The 12584-nt window shown below is 71.5% G+C and carries 13 protein-coding genes; 7 read left to right on the forward strand and 6 right to left on the reverse strand.

The window, feature by feature from the left end; translation table 11 throughout:
- The first annotated feature begins 15 nt into the window (after positions 1-15).
- Positions 16-1443 carry an L-fucose/L-arabinose isomerase family protein gene (locus ABT053_RS24600; RefSeq protein ID WP_350971669.1) on the forward strand — a complete coding sequence of 476 codons (1428 nt, stop codon included), beginning with the start codon at positions 16-18 and terminating at the stop codon, positions 1441-1443.
- A gap of 188 nt (positions 1444-1631) precedes the next feature.
- Here ABT053_RS24600 and ABT053_RS24605 read toward each other — a convergent pair whose 3' ends face one another.
- Positions 1632-2159: a cysteine hydrolase family protein gene (locus ABT053_RS24605; protein ID WP_350971671.1), complete on the reverse strand. Its 528-nt coding sequence runs from the start codon at positions 2157-2159 to the stop codon at positions 1632-1634.
- A 206-nt stretch (positions 2160-2365) separates the two neighbouring features.
- Between ABT053_RS24605 and ABT053_RS24610 the strand changes: the two genes are divergently transcribed.
- Positions 2366-3238 (forward strand): TetR/AcrR family transcriptional regulator, encoded by an 873-nt coding sequence (locus tag ABT053_RS24610; protein ID WP_350971673.1) that lies wholly within the window; start codon positions 2366-2368, stop codon positions 3236-3238.
- Positions 3239-3449: 211 nt separating this feature from the next.
- On the opposite strand, the gene ABT053_RS24615 is transcribed toward ABT053_RS24610, so the two are convergent.
- Entirely contained in the window at positions 3450-4121 is a 672-nt protein-coding gene (locus tag ABT053_RS24615; protein WP_350971675.1) for a TetR/AcrR family transcriptional regulator, read from the reverse strand.
- A gap of 68 nt (positions 4122-4189) precedes the next feature.
- Positions 4190-4708, reverse strand: coding sequence for a VOC family protein (locus ABT053_RS24620; RefSeq protein ID WP_350971678.1), 519 nt, complete (start codon positions 4706-4708; stop codon positions 4190-4192).
- 360 nt (positions 4709-5068) lie between these two features.
- Here ABT053_RS24620 and ABT053_RS24625 point away from each other — a divergent pair, with 360 nt between their 5' ends.
- The 4 genes from ABT053_RS24625 (at position 5069) to ABT053_RS24640 (ending at position 8964) form a co-directional block, all read left to right on the forward strand.
- Complete coding sequence (locus tag ABT053_RS24625) at positions 5069-5428, forward strand: PRC-barrel domain containing protein (protein ID WP_350971680.1); 360 nt, start codon at positions 5069-5071, stop codon at positions 5426-5428.
- Positions 5429-5698: 270 nt separating this feature from the next.
- Positions 5699-6919 carry a Tm-1-like ATP-binding domain-containing protein gene (locus ABT053_RS24630; protein WP_350971681.1) on the forward strand — a complete coding sequence of 407 codons (1221 nt, stop codon included), beginning with the start codon at positions 5699-5701 and terminating at the stop codon, positions 6917-6919.
- Between the two features lie 25 nt (positions 6920-6944).
- The gene (locus ABT053_RS24635) at positions 6945-7772 is read left to right on the forward strand and encodes a phosphoenolpyruvate hydrolase family protein (RefSeq protein ID WP_350971683.1); all 828 of its coding nucleotides are present in this window, start codon (positions 6945-6947) and stop codon (positions 7770-7772) included.
- Between the two features lie 253 nt (positions 7773-8025).
- Positions 8026-8964, forward strand: a complete 939-nt coding sequence (locus tag ABT053_RS24640; RefSeq protein ID WP_350971685.1) for a cyclase family protein — start codon at positions 8026-8028, stop codon at positions 8962-8964.
- Positions 8965-9065: 101 nt separating this feature from the next.
- Here ABT053_RS24640 and ABT053_RS24645 read toward each other — a convergent pair whose 3' ends face one another.
- The 3 genes from ABT053_RS24645 to ABT053_RS24655 form a co-directional block, all read right to left on the reverse strand.
- Positions 9066-9824 (reverse strand): SDR family NAD(P)-dependent oxidoreductase, encoded by a 759-nt coding sequence (locus ABT053_RS24645; RefSeq protein WP_350971687.1) that lies wholly within the window; start codon positions 9822-9824, stop codon positions 9066-9068.
- A gap of 239 nt (positions 9825-10063) precedes the next feature.
- Positions 10064-11053, reverse strand: a complete 990-nt coding sequence (locus ABT053_RS24650) for an alpha/beta hydrolase (RefSeq protein ID WP_350971689.1) — start codon at positions 11051-11053, stop codon at positions 10064-10066.
- Positions 11054-11166: 113 nt separating this feature from the next.
- A complete protein-coding gene (locus ABT053_RS24655; protein ID WP_350971691.1) occupies positions 11167-11490 on the reverse strand; it encodes a putative quinol monooxygenase in 324 nt (107 codons plus the stop codon).
- 157 nt (positions 11491-11647) lie between these two features.
- Here ABT053_RS24655 and ABT053_RS24660 point away from each other — a divergent pair, with 157 nt between their 5' ends.
- Complete coding sequence (locus ABT053_RS24660) at positions 11648-12550, forward strand: AraC family transcriptional regulator (protein ID WP_350971693.1); 903 nt, start codon at positions 11648-11650, stop codon at positions 12548-12550.
- The last annotated feature ends 34 nt before the right edge of the window (positions 12551-12584 follow it).

The raw sequence follows: 12584 nt of genomic DNA on the forward strand, positions 1-12584 counted from the left end.
CGAGAGGAGAACGCGATGACCGCCACGCTCGACCGGGTGACCGTCCCGCGCACGAAGGTGGGCCTCGTGGCCGGGGGGCTGGGAGCCTACTGGCCGCAGTTCCCCGACCTGCTGCCGCAGCTGCGGCGCTCGTCGGCACGTGTCTCCGAGCGGATGCGGGAGCTGGGCTGCGACGTCGTCGACGTGGGGTTCGTCTCCGACGCGCAGGAGGGCGCGGTCGCGGCGGAACGGCTGCGCGAGGCCGGTTGCGACATCATCGTCGGCTTCCTCACCACGTACATGACCGCGACCATGCTGCTGCCGGTGGCGCAGCGCAGCGGGGCGCCGGTGCTGCTGATCAACCTGCAGCCGACCGAGTCGATGGACCACGCGAGCTTCGACACCGGCCAGTGGCTCGCCTACTGCGGCGCCTGCCCGCTGCCGGAGATGGCCAACACCTTCATGCGGGCCGGGATCGCGTTCCGGTCGGTGTCGGGATACCTGGAGGACGAGCGCGCCTGGGCCAGGATCGGCCGGTGGGTACGGGCGGCCGGGGTACGCGCGGCGCTGCGCCGGGGCAGGCACGGCCTGATGGGCCACCTGTACCCGGGAATGCTGGACGTGGCCACCGATCTCACCCTCGTACCGGTGAACCTGGGCGGCCACGTCGAGGTCCTGGAGTTCGACGACCTGCGCGTACGGGTGGAGAAGGTCACCGACGCGCAGGTCGGGGAGCGCGTCGAGCTGGCGCGGGAGGTCTTCGAGCTGGACGGCTCGGTCAAGGACGACGACCTCGCCTGGGCGGCGCGGGTGTCGGTCGGGCTCGACAGGCTGGTGGACGACTTCGCCCTCGACAGCCTCGCCTACTACCACCGTGGCCTGGAGGGGGAGATCCACGAGCGGCTGGGCGCCGGGATGATCCTGGGGGCGTCCCTGCTGACCGCCCGGGGCGTTCCCGCGGTGGGCGAGTACGAGCTGCGTACCTCGCTGGCCATGCTGGTCATGGACCGGCTGGGCGCGGGCGGGTCGTTCACCGAGCTGCAGGCGCTCGACTTCGCGTGCGGCCACGTGGAGATGGGGCACGACGGTCCCGCCCACCTCGCGATCGGCGCGCGGCGCCCGCTGCTGCGCGGGCTGGGCGTCTACCACGGCAAGCGCGGCTGGGGCGTGTCGGTGGAGTTCGACGTGGCGCACGGTCCGGTGACCGCGCTGGGCCTGCTGCAGCGGCGCGACGGGACGTTCGCGTTCGTGGTCTCCGAGGGGGCCACGGTGGAGGGACCGCTGCTGCGGATCGGCAACACCACCTCGCGGGTGGACTTCGGGTGCGACCCGGGGGAGTGGACCGACGCGTGGAGCGCGACCGGGATCTCCCACCACTGGGCCCTGGGCACCGGCCACCGGATCGCCGACCTGCGCGCGGTCGCCGACCTGATCGGCGTCGACGTCATCGAGGTCAGGCCGTAGCAGGTGGCGTCATGCCCCAACACGCGGCATGTGGCACATGGCACGCGGGGCGCCGACGGTGTCCGTGCCCGGTTCGTACTCGCGTCCGCAGGCTGCGTCCGCGTCCGCGTCCGTGCTTGCTTCCGCGTCCGTGCCTGCGTCTGCGGCTCGTGCCTGCGGCCGTGCCCGGTATGGGGGCGGGCGTTCGGTCAGAGTGCCGCCGCCCAGTCGGCCACGGTCGTGACCTCCGCCTGCTGGGGGAACACCTTCTCCGTGAGGACCCGGTGCACCTCCGGGTCGGCGTCGTGGCATCCGTCGGCGAGGACGGTGAGGCCGAAGTCCAGGTCGGCCGCCTGGCGCAGGGTGGACAACACGACGCCGCTCGTGGCGATGCCGGTCAGGACGAGGTGGCCGATGTCGCCGGCCCGCAGCAGGACGTCGAGGTCGCTGCCGGAGAAGGCGCTGACGCGCCGCTTGGTGACGACGATGTCGCCGGGTTCGGGTGCCACGTCCGGATGGATCCGGGTGGCCTCGTCGTCACCGGCCGTGCCCGTGGCGCGTGCGAGCGGGCCGAACATCTTGTTGCGGGCGCTGACCTCCGGGTATCCGGAGCGGAACCCGACAACCGCGTAGATCACCGTAAGGCCGCCCGCCCGGGCGGCGCCGATCGCCTCGCGCAGGCGCGGCAGGTAGGCGGGATCGGGATAACGGTCGACGACGACACGTTGGACATCCATGACGAGGAGAGCGTGCTTGGCCACCGTCGTCCTTCCTGAGGGCCTCTGTACTGCTGAAATTAAGTCATCACTTGATTACTTGGTAACGTAGCCACGTTCCAGGGGTATGTCAACGAGTGATTACTTAGTCCGGCGTGCCGTCGCCGAGCCGTATCGCGACGGGACATCGGAGTTTCGTGCGGGACGACGTGCGGAGGAGGTCGCCGGTGGCGACGAGAGGAACCGGCGGCCCCGCGGACGGCGACGCCGACCCGCCCAGCGCCGGAGAGCCCGCCGGGTCCCGGCCGGGCGCGGGTCCCGCGACGCCTTCCGGCGACGCCGACCCGCCTGCCGCTGGACCTCGGCCTGCCACCGGACCCCGGCCTGGCGCGGGCTCCGCGACGCCGCCGGGCGACGCCGATCCGTCCACCGCGGGACGGCGGCCTGCGGGCGCGGGCTCCGCGACGCTGTCGGGCGACGCCGACCCACCTGTCGCCGGACAGGCGGCCGAGAGTCCCCGGAAGCGGGACGCGGCGGCGACCCGTCGGGCGCTCCTGCGGGCCGCCCACGACCGGTTCACCCGTCTCGGGTACGACCGCACGACGCTCCGGGACGTCGCCGCCGACGTCGGGGTTAACCTCGCGCTCATCAAACGGTACTTCGACTCGAAGGAAGGGCTGTTCAAGGCGGCGCTGGCGTCCACCCCCCGCTTCCCGGGAGGTGGAGAGGAGTTCCCCCGCGACAGCGCCGCCCTCGCCGAGGCTCTCAGCCGCCAGCTGTCGGCCGACGCCTGGCCGGAGTTCGGCGAGCACCCGGTGCTGATGTTGCTGCGCGTCTCCGGGGACGAGCGGGTGGACGGCCTGCGCAGGCAGGCCTTACAGGACTTCAGCCGGCAGGTGCTTGAGGCCTCGGGCGCGCAGGGGGAACGGAACGACGAGGAAAACCTGCTGAGGGCGCAACTCGTGGTCGCGCTCGGCGTCGGCGTCGCCGTCGTACGGTCGGCCGTCGGGCTGCAACCCCTGCGCGACGCGACCTCCGACGATCTGGTCGGCCCGCTTCGCGACGTCGTCAACAGCCTGCTCGCCGCGCCCCCGGACTGAACACTCCCGGACTGAGCATTTCGGGTCTGAGCGCCCCCGGTCTAACTACTCCGGGCCTGAGGGACCCGGTCTGAGCACTCCGGGCCTGAGTGCGCCTGGGCTGAGCACCTCCGGACCCCGCCCGGCGTGACCGTTCCAGCCGACCGCGCCCTGTGTGAGAGGACCTCAACGTGAGACCTCAACATGAGAAGCACCTCAGCATGAAAAGACCTCAGCCCGGCGGCTCGGACCCGGCTTCCCGGGCCGGAGAGGGGGCCGGGGGTGAGGGAGCCGGGGTCGAGGGGGCGCGCAGCGGGTCGAGGCGGCGGATCAGCTCGATCGCCGCCTCGATGATCCGCTCCGCCTCCGCCTCGCTGTCGCAGGTCGCCACCTCGCGGCCCGCCTCGCCGATGACCGACGTCAGGACGGCGGCCGTCAGGCGGTCGAGGGAGGTGCCGCCCGCGCCGAGCAGGACACCGTTCTGCCGTACCCACTCGCGACCGCGCGTGCGGCGCATCAGCTCGAACCCCGGGGGCCCGCCCCCGTCCATGAACAGCCGGGCCAGGTCCCGCCGCTCCCACGACCCCTCGAGGAAGGCGCGGGCACCGGCGACGAACAGCTCCAGGGGGTCGCGGACGCCCTCCTGGCGGGCCTTCGCCACCGCGGAGGCCGCGTTCTCCTCGTGCTCGGCCTGGTGCCCCTCCCACAGCGCGAGGAACAGCTCGGTCTTGCCGCCGAAGTGGTGGTAGAGGCTGCCGATGCTCAGTCCGGCGCGCTCGACGACGTCGGCCACCCCGGCGTCGGTGAAACCGTGCTCGGTGAAGACCTCCCTGGCGGCCCTGAGCATGCTCGTACGGGTCTGCGCCGTGCGGCTCCACTCCCAGCCGCCGGGCTTGCGTGTCATCTGTCCCTCTCGCCGTCCGCCGGGCGAAGGACCTCGCGATCCCGTCTCGCCCGATGATGGTCCCGTGTTCAGGAGGGGCTGGGGATCCCGTTGCCGCGGAATCCGCGTCCGGCCAGCACCTCGTCGAGGGAGGGGACGGGCACGGAGTCGCGCGGACCGGGCTGTGCGAGCTGGATCAGCACGCCGTGGGCCTCCTTGGGGTGCAGGAACACCTCGCGCCACCTCGGGTCGTCCCGGTTGAGGCCGTGCAGGCGGTAGCCGCGATCGGTGAGCAGGGAGACGGCGAGGTCGATGTCGTCCACGTGGAAGTTGAGGTGGTGCACGCCGCCCCGGCCGCGCGTCAGCTCGAAGAAGCTGTCGAAGAAGGGGGATCCCTCGAGCGGCTCCATCAGCTCGATCTTGCCGCCGCCGGGATAGGTGAGCTGCAGGGCCCGGTAGCCGCCGATCTGGTTGTCGCCGCCACTGCGGAAGGTCCCGCCCAGCAGGTCAAGGTAGATCGGCAGGAGATCCCTGATCCGCGGTGCCGCGACGGCGGTGTGGTCGAAGACGGCCCCGAGTTCCCGGAGTTCCGGTGAGACGTCGTGCACGTGGGCTCCTCGCGGTCGGGGCCGGAAGACCGGCCAATCCTAGAATCACATTCTAGTGGCCTCGCCCGTACTGCGGTACGGCCCGCCGCCGCGCGGCGACCTCTCCACGCAGGTGGAACACCGAACGGAACGCCGAGGGCAGCGGACCGGAACACCGAGCGGAACGCCGGGGAAGATCGGCCGCCACAGAGGAGATTCGAACCCCTGCCCCCTTCGACGCGAACGAAGATCCTCCCGGTGCTCTTTCGCCTGCGGTACGGCCCTGCCTCCTGGCGTAAGAAGGCCATCCGATGCACCGTTTACCTCGGCCGCCACGGGTAGGCGGGGGGCCACACACTGCGCGATGAGGAGAGCCCGCACATGACGAGCGAAGGACTGTGGAGCTATCGCGAGGGCGTTTACGGTCCCGACGAGACGATGAGCGTCATCGGCTTCGACGTGGAGGCCGTCGACGGCAAGGTCGGACTGGTGGAGGAGGAGAGCAATGTGACCGATGACAGCTACGTCGTGGCCGACATCGGTTCCTGGCTCTCCGGCAAGAAGGTCGTGCTCCCGGCCAGCACGGTGATCCGGATCGACCGGCAGGAACGCAAGATGTACATCGCGCGCACCAAGCAGGAGATCCAGGACGCGCCGGAGTACGACGCGGCGACGTACCGGCAGAGCGTCTACCGCCAGGAGCTGGGCGGCTACTACGGCACCTTCTCCGCCGCCCTCTGAGCGGTACGTACGGGTAACAGAGCACAACAGCGACGAGACGGCGCAGCACCAGGGAGGGCCCGCCCGCCACCGGGCCCTTCCGTCCGGTGGTCGCGTCGCCGACCGGCGGCGGGGGCGCGATCCGCGATCCGTGAGACGTCTCGGGGGCGGGGACCGGAACGGTCTCCCCCCCCGCGGAGACCGTCCATCGGGTCCGGTACGCGTCTCCCGGGACGGTCAACACGATCGACGTGGCGAAGAAGGTCCGCGAACAGAGAGGCGTGGGGCGAGATGCCGACGATAGGCCTGGTGGGAACGCTGGACACCAAGGGGTGGGAGTACGCCTGGCTCCACGACCGGTTACTCGCCCTCGACTGCGACGTCGTCCTGGTCGACGCGGGCATCGGTGAGGCGCGGGTGCCCGCGGACGTCGGCAACGACCGGGTCGCGCTCGCGGCCGGGACCGACGTCGCGGCGCTGCGCGCGACCGGCGACCGGGGAGCGGCCGTCACGGCGATGGGGGAGGGCGCCGCGGCCGTCCTCGCCGAGCTGTACGCCCAGGGCCGGCTCGACGGCGTGCTCGCGGTGGGCGGCAGCGGCGGGTCCTCGATCGCGGCGCGGGCCGTCAGGGACCTGCCGATCGGCCTGCCCAAGCTCATCGTCTCGACCATGGCCTCCGGCGACGTGTCCCCCTACGTGGGGGCCAAGGACGTCACGCTGATGTACAGCGTCGTCGACCTCGCCGGGGTCAACCGCGTCTCCGTGCGCGTCCTCGGCAACGCCGCGGCGGCGATGGCCGGCATGGTGAGCATCCCGTCCCCGGTCGTCGAGGACGACCGCCCGCTCGTGGCCGCCTCGATGTTCGGCGTGACCACGCCCGCGGTCGACGCCGCCAGGGCGCGGCTGGACGAGCTCGGCTACGAGGTGCTGGTCTTCCACGCCACCGGGTCCGGCGGGCGGGCCCTGGAGTCGCTGGCCCAGAGCGGCCTGCTCTCCGGCGTGCTCGACCTCACCACCACCGAACTCGCCGACGACCTGGTCGGCGGGGTCCTGTCGGCGGGCCCCGGCCGGCTGACCGCGGCCGGAGCGCGCGGCGTGCCCCAGGTGGTCGCCCCCGGCGCGCTGGACATGGTCAACTTCGGTCCCCGCGACACCGTCCCCGAGTCCTTCGGCGACCGCCTGCTGTACGTCCACAACCCGACCGTGACCCTGATGCGGACCACGGCCGAGGAGATGGCCGAGCTCGGCCGCCGGATGGCCGTCAAGCTGAGCGCGGCCACCGGCCCGACCGTGCTGTTCGTCCCGCGCCGCGGCGTCTCCGCCCTCGACGCCGAGGGCGCGCCCTTCCACGACCCCAAGGCCGACGAGTCCTGCTTCGACGCCCTGGACGAAGGGCTGCGCGGCTCGGCCGTCGAGGTCGAGGAGCTGGACCTGCACGTCAACGACCCCGCCTTCGGCCGCGCCATGGCCGACCGGCTGCACCTGATGATCGCGGCGAGGAACGCGGCATGACCCGGGTCGTCACCGGAGGTGCCGGGTGAACCGGGAGGACGTCCTCGCCAGGCTGCGCCGTACCGTCGCCGAGGGGCGGCCGGTCATCGGCGCGGGCGCCGGTACCGGGCTGTCCGCCAAGTGTGCCGAGGAGGGCGGCGTCGACCTGATCATCATCTACAACTCCGGCCGCTACCGGATGGCGGGCCGGGGCTCGCTCGCCGGGCTGCTGCCGTACGGCGACGCCAACCAGATCGTCGTGGAGATGGCGGCCGAGGTGCTTCCCGTCGTCAGGGACACCCCGGTGCTCGCCGGGGTGTGCGGCACCGACCCGTTCCGGCTGATGCCCAGGTTCCTCGACCAGCTCGCGGCCATGGGCTTCGCCGGGGTGCAGAACTTCCCGACCGTCGGCCTGTACGACGGGGTCTTCCGGCAGAACCTGGAGGAGACCGGGATGGGCTACGACCTGGAGGTCGAGATGGTCGGGCTGGCGCGCGAGCGCGACCTGGTCACCGCCCCCTACGTCTTCGACCCGGACCAGGCGCGGGCCATGGCCGAGGCGGGCGCCGACGTTCTCGTCCCGCACGTCGGCCTCACCACCAAGGGCAGCATCGGCGCCGGAACCGCGCTCTCCCTGGACGAGGCGGTCGAACGGGTCCAGGCGATGCGCGACGCCGCGGTGTCCATCCGGCCCGACATCCTCGTCCTCTGCCACGGCGGTCCCATCGCGGAGCCGGAGGACGCGGCCCACGTGCTGTCCCGTACGGAGGGCGTGGCGGGCTTCTTCGGCGCGTCGTCGGTGGAACGCCTGCCGACGGAACGCGCCATCACCGAACAGGTGCGTGCCTTCAAGTCACTCGACCTTTCCCGGTAACCGCTCATGGCGGTGCGTGATCGCCTCGCGCGGTCCGTCCGTACTCCGGCCGAAGCGGGACGAGGGCCGAAGCGGGACGAGGGCCGCGGCGGCGATCCGGGTGATCCGGGTGATCCGGCTCGGGTCGAGGTCGCCCCCACCGTCGCCCCGGCCCCGGCGAGGTCATGTCGGGGGAGTGGGAGGGATATCCTGCCTGCGGTTCCCGAACCACGTGACCGGAGGAGTCGATGCTGGGATGACGGCAGGGCGGCCGATGCCCACACAGGACGACGTGCTCGGATACTTCGACACGCTGTCCAACTGGGGGCGGTGGGGCGACGACGACGAGCTCGGCACCCTGAACCACATCACCGACGACGTCCGGCTGGCGGCGGCACGGGCCGTGCGCCACGGCAGGAGCGTGTCGTGCGCGTGGGAGGTCGCCGTACCGGCGGAGATGGAGCGGTCGACGACGACGTGCCCGTGCGCCGCCGACATGCCGGGGGCCGAGAACATGCCGGTGGCGGCATTCCACAACGACCGGCGCTGGGGCTTCTCGTCCGAGCGGCTCGGCATCACCTTCCACGGCAACACCGTCACCCACGTCGACTCGCCGTGCCACCTCTTCTGGGACGGCACGATGTACAACGGGCGGCCGCACTCGCTGGTCGACGCCGAGACGGGATCGGGGTGGGCGGCCGTCACGGCGGCGGCGAACGGGATCGTCACGCGTGGGGTCCTGCTGGACATCGCGAAGGTCCGCGACGTGCCGTGGCTGGAGCCGGGGCAGGGGGTGTTTCCCGACGACCTCGAGGAAGCCGAGCGCCGACAGGGGGTGCGGGTGCGACCCGGCGACGCGGTCCTCCTGCGGACCGGCTACGGCCGCCTCCGGCACGAGGCCGGTGACGCCGGCGGTTTCAAGCAGGCCGGCTGGCACGCGTCCTGCCTGCCGTGGCTGCGCGAACGGGGGGTCGCTCTGATCGGCGCCGACACCCCCCAGGACGTTCAGCCCTCGGGGTACGAAGACGTGTTGATGCCGGTTCACGCCGTGAGCCTCGTCGCCATGGGTCTGTGGCTGCTCGACAACTGCGACCTGGAGGCGTGCGCGGCGACGGCCGACGAGCTCGGCCAGTGGGACTTCCAGCTCGCGGTCGCGCCGGTCCGCCTCGCCGGCACGTCCGGCAGCCCGGTCAACCCGATCGCCACGTTCTGACCACGGTCCGCGAGGAGACGCGACGCCGTGAAGGACCCGGCTCGCACCCGGTACACGGTCGTGGCCGGTGAGGACACGCCGTGTCGGCCGGGACCGGGTGGTCAGAGGTTGTAGCCGCCGGAGACCTCGATGTCCTGGGCGGTTATCCAGCGGCATTCCTCGGCCAGCAGTGCCGCGATCACCATGCCGATGTCGTCGGGTTCGCCGAGGCGTCCGAGGGCGGTCCTGGCCGCGATCGCGGGGATCACCTCGGGATAGCGTTCGAACGCGTTGTCGGCGATGCGGGTGCGGGTGGAGCCGGGAGAGACGGAGTTGACGCGGATACCGCGCGCGCTGAACTCCTTGGCCAGATAGCGGGTCAGCACGACCAGGCCGCCCTTCATGGTGCCGTAGGCGGAGTAGCCGGGCTCCATGCCGGAGAACGTGGCCGCGCTGCTCGCGGTGTTGACGATCGCGCCGCCGTCGGCCAGCAACGGCAGCAGGGTCTGGGTCAGGAAGTACGGGCCTTTGAGCAGCACCCGCATGAGCGTGTCGAACGTTTCCTCGGTCGTGTCCTCGAACATCGCCATGTGGCCGAACCCGGCGTTGTTGACCAGGAAGTCGAAGGTGTCCCGCCGCCAGGTGTCGCGCAGCGCTCCGGCGACGGACTCGCGGAAGGCCGGGAACGTCTCCGAGCGGCCGACGGCGAGCGGCAGCGCGACGGCCGTGCCGCCGTCCTTCTCGATCGTCGCCACCGTGTCCAACGCTCCGGGCTCGTTGCCGTGATAGGTGAGGATCACTCCCGTTCCGCGCCTGGCGATCTGGATGGCGGCGCTCTGCCCGATACCGGAGCTGGCACCGGTGACAATGGCGACCTGCATGATTGGACTCTCCTGTTCGTTCGTGGAACGGCACCGCTCGGCGGTGCCGGGTTTCGTGTGGTCAAGCCGTCGGGCTCAGGGCCCCTGGTGTGTTCGAGCCGTTCGGTGTGTTCGAGTCGCCGGGTTCGGGGCCCGGGGTGTGTTCAGGCCACTGCGTTCAGGACGCGTGGCATGTTCGGGCCGCTGCGTTCAGGACCTGTGGTGTGTTGAGGACGCGTGGTGTGTTCAGGCCGCCGGGTTCAGGCCGCCGAGTTCAGGACTCGGGTGAGCCAGTCGCCGCGCGTCCGGCGGGCCGTGGCCGAGACGCGGGCCTGCGGGTACAGCGCGTCGAACCCGTGGAAGCCTCCCGCCCAGACGTGGAGTTCCGCCTGGCCGCCCGCCGCCCAGATCCTGGTGGCGTAGTCGACGTCCTCGTCGCGGAAGACCTCGGCCGTGCCGGCGTCGATGTAGGTGGTCGGCAGGCCCGAGAGGTCACCGGCCACCGAGGGGGAGACGTAGCCGGGCACGTCCCGACCGGCGAGGTCGCCTAGGTCACCGAGGACCGATCGCCATCCGAACTCGTTCATCTCTCGGGTCCAGACGCCTTCCCCGCCGGAGTACTGACGGCTGGAGGTGGTGATGTTGCGGTGGTCGAGCATGGGGCAGATCAGCACCTGGGCGGCGATCGCCGGAGCGCCGAGGTCGCGTGCCATCAGCGTGACTCCGGCGGCGAGGCCACCACCGGCGCTGGCCCCCGCGACGACGATGCGGGCGGGGTCGATGCCCAGCTCGCCGGCGTGCTGGGCGACCCAGAGCAGGCCGTGGTAGCAGTCCTCGACCAGCGTTGTGCCGCCCGCCTCCGGCGCCAGCCGGTAGTCCACGGAGATCACGACGGCGCCGAGCAGGTCGAGCCAGTCCAGGGGGATGTCGATCTGCGAGAAGCGGTCTCCCATGACCATCCCGCCACCGTGGATCCAGTAGACGCACGGTGCGGCCGTGGTGCGATCCGTACCGGCGGGGCTGAGGACCGACAGCGGGAGCCGCGTGCCGTCCGGGACGGGGATGGTGAGCTCCCTGCGGTCGACGGCGCGGCCGTCGAGGAGGGTGTCGATCGGCGTCGAGGGGTATCGGCGCAGCTGGGCGAGCACCTCGGGGTTGAGCTCTGACATGAGCGGCATCTCCGCGAGGAGAGCGCGCAGCTCGGGGTCGAGGTCGGGGCGTGCCGGTGTCACGGTGAGGTCCTTTGCCATGGTGTGCTCTTCTCGCTGGGGTTCGCTGGGGTTCGCTGGGGTTCGCTGGGGTTCAGCGAGGTCGGCCGGGGTTTGTTGGGTTCGGCGAGGCCGCCCGGGGGCTGGCGGGGTTTTCAGAAGGCGGCCTTGCCGCCGACCGGCACCTCGTCGGTGTACCGGGACTCTCCGGCGAGCAGCGGCTGGAGCTTCGCGACCAGCGCCCGCGCCTCCTCGGTCGCGAAGAACCTGCCGTGGGCCTCCTCGCTGGTCCAGCCCTCGGTGACGGAGACGATGTCCGGGTCTCCGGCCGAGCGGCTGACCAGGAAGACGACGCAGTCCTCGTTCGACAGGGACGGCGCGTCGAGCAGGAACGCGACCAGCTCGTCACCCTTGCCGGGGCGCGCGGTCATGGTGGCGTGGAAACCGTGGAAACCGTGGAAGCTGTGGTCGGCGGTCATGGGGGCATCTCCTCATTCGTGGAGCACTTGTGCGCTCCTGGGATTCCGATAAGCCCATGCAATCATCATGACCAGCGGAAACGTTAGAATGATGCTCCCGATCTCTTGCCTGATCCTATCGCTGTGGGAATTATCGGGCTTGTGCTTCAATCGGGTCATGGACCTCGATGAGCTGCGTTCCCTGCTCGCCCGCCATGCCCGGCCCGACATGACCACCGACATCGACGGCGTCCTGGTCTCGAAGGTCGAGCACCCGGATCCGCCGTCGCCGTCGATGTCGGGTACGGTGCTGGCACTCATCGCGCAGGGCGCGAAACGGATCGCGCTGGGCGACCGCGTGTACGAGTACCGGGCCGGGCAGTATCTCGTCGCCTCGGTCGACATGCCGATCACCGGCCACTTCACCGAGGCGAGCCCCGAGCGGCCGGCGATGGGCTTCGGCCTGATCCTGCACCCGGCCACCGTCGCCGAGCTGTTGCTGCAGGCGGCCCCCGGCGACCTCCCGCCCGGTGGCGGCACGCCGTCCGGCATGGCCGTCAGCGACGCGCCCGGCGCGCTCGTCGACGCGGTGATCCGGCTGCTGCGCCTGCTCGACCGGCCCCGCGACGTGGCGGTGCTCGCGCCGCTGGTCAAGCGGGAGATCCTCTGGCGGCTCGTCACAGGCGAGCAGGGCGCCGTCGTACGCCAGCTCGGCCTCGCCGACAGCAACCTCACCCACGTCGCGCGGGCGGTCCGGTGGATCCGTGACCACTACGCGCAGTCCTTCCGGGTGGAGGACGTGGCGCAGCTGTCCGGGATGAGCGTGTCCGCCTTCTACCGCAACTTCCAGGCGGTCACCGCGATGAGCCCCATCCAGTTCCAGAAGCAGATCCGGTTGCAGGAGGCCCGGCTGCTGCTCGCCACGCATCCCCACGACGTCACCGGGGTCGGCTACCGCGTCGGCTACGACAGCCCGTCCCAGTTCAGCCGCGAGTACCGCCGCCAGTTCGGCGCGCCGCCGAGCGAGGACGCCGCCCGGCTGCGCGGATCGGCGCCGCACACCGCCCCGGCCCTGGTGTAGTCGCACGCCACCCCGGCCCCGGCGCGGGAGCCGT

Source organism: Streptosporangium sp. NPDC002524 (assembly GCF_040295985.1).
Lineage (GTDB): Bacteria > Actinomycetota > Actinomycetes > Streptosporangiales > Streptosporangiaceae > Streptosporangium.

Excerpts from the sequence above, each read along its gene's own strand:
- ABT053_RS24655 (WP_350971691.1), bottom strand. The coding sequence starts at position 11,490 with ATGACCGCCGACCACAGCTTCCACGGTTTCCACGGTTTCCACGCCACC.
- ABT053_RS24640 (WP_350971685.1), top strand. The coding sequence starts at position 8,026 with ATGCCCACACAGGACGACGTGCTCGGATACTTCGACACGCTGTCCAAC.
- ABT053_RS24600 (WP_350971669.1), top strand. The coding sequence starts at position 16 with ATGACCGCCACGCTCGACCGGGTGACCGTCCCGCGCACGAAGGTGGGC.
- ABT053_RS24605 (WP_350971671.1), bottom strand. The coding sequence starts at position 2,159 with ATGGATGTCCAACGTGTCGTCGTCGACCGTTATCCCGATCCCGCCTAC.
- ABT053_RS24660 (WP_350971693.1), top strand. The coding sequence starts at position 11,648 with ATGGACCTCGATGAGCTGCGTTCCCTGCTCGCCCGCCATGCCCGGCCC.
- ABT053_RS24615 (WP_350971675.1), bottom strand. The coding sequence starts at position 4,121 with ATGACACGCAAGCCCGGCGGCTGGGAGTGGAGCCGCACGGCGCAGACC.
- ABT053_RS24630 (WP_350971681.1), top strand. The coding sequence starts at position 5,699 with ATGCCGACGATAGGCCTGGTGGGAACGCTGGACACCAAGGGGTGGGAG.
- ABT053_RS24625 (WP_350971680.1), top strand. The coding sequence starts at position 5,069 with ATGACGAGCGAAGGACTGTGGAGCTATCGCGAGGGCGTTTACGGTCCC.
- ABT053_RS24650 (WP_350971689.1), bottom strand. The coding sequence starts at position 11,053 with ATGGCAAAGGACCTCACCGTGACACCGGCACGCCCCGACCTCGACCCC.
- ABT053_RS24645 (WP_350971687.1), bottom strand. The coding sequence starts at position 9,824 with ATGCAGGTCGCCATTGTCACCGGTGCCAGCTCCGGTATCGGGCAGAGC.